Here is a 742-nt window from a genome sequence, read left to right as displayed (position 1 = left end):
GCCGAGTATTTGAAACTCGTCACCGAATATCAAAACTTGAGAAAAGCAAATTGCCTTGTGTCAATCAAGATACAATATTATGACCGTTTTACGGAATTGCCAGTTTGCAAATTGAAGAATATTTAGTACAAAGCTAACCGAGAAGCTAGGATTATCCCTGGCTAAAAGTAACCCAGACACAAACACAACCCCTACATCTGACCCCCAGCTTGACTTTTTATTGCAGGTACTCACAGCTACAGCAGACAGTGACGGTGATGCTAAGGTGATACACCCACTGCTGGAAGCGAACCGAGACAAGCTAGACATGAACTTTGCCCAAATTTTACGCAGTTGGGCAATGGCAACTCTACCAGACTTAGAAATAGACACAGCGCAAAGCATTGTAATAGTTATCATCAATTTCAGCGACCGGATGCAAGGCTTTCCTTTGGGGAACCGGGCGAATAATCTAGAAATTGCCATTACAGGTTATGAAATCGCACTCACTATTTTTACCCGCGATCGCTTTCCCATAGATTGGGCAATGACGCAAAACAACCTGGGCGCTGCTTACAGTGACCGCATCCGAGGGGAGAAGGCTGAAAATTTAGAACTTGCGATCAAATGCTACGAAGATGCTTTGCTAGAATACACCCGCGATCGCTTTCCCATAGATTGGGCAACGACGCAAAACAACCTGGGCATTGCTTACAGTGACCGCATCCGAGGGGAGAAGGCTGAAAATTTAGAACTTGCGATC

Annotated in this window: 1 protein-coding gene; it reads left to right on the top strand. The window is 45.0% G+C overall.

All coding sequences use genetic code 11. From position 1 onward, the window contains the following. Positions 1–220: 220 nt before the first annotated feature. The coding region (locus tag I8751_RS00525; RefSeq protein WP_225893876.1) for a tetratricopeptide repeat protein at positions 221–742 on the top strand (522 nt) is incomplete at its 3' end.

It is taken from the genome of Atlanticothrix silvestris CENA357 (assembly GCF_016056295.1).
Taxonomy (GTDB): Bacteria; Cyanobacteriota; Cyanobacteriia; order Cyanobacteriales; family Nostocaceae; genus Atlanticothrix; species Atlanticothrix silvestris.
The sequence above is the reverse complement of the archived record's forward strand: the minus strand, read 5'-3'. Positions and strand labels throughout refer to the sequence as shown.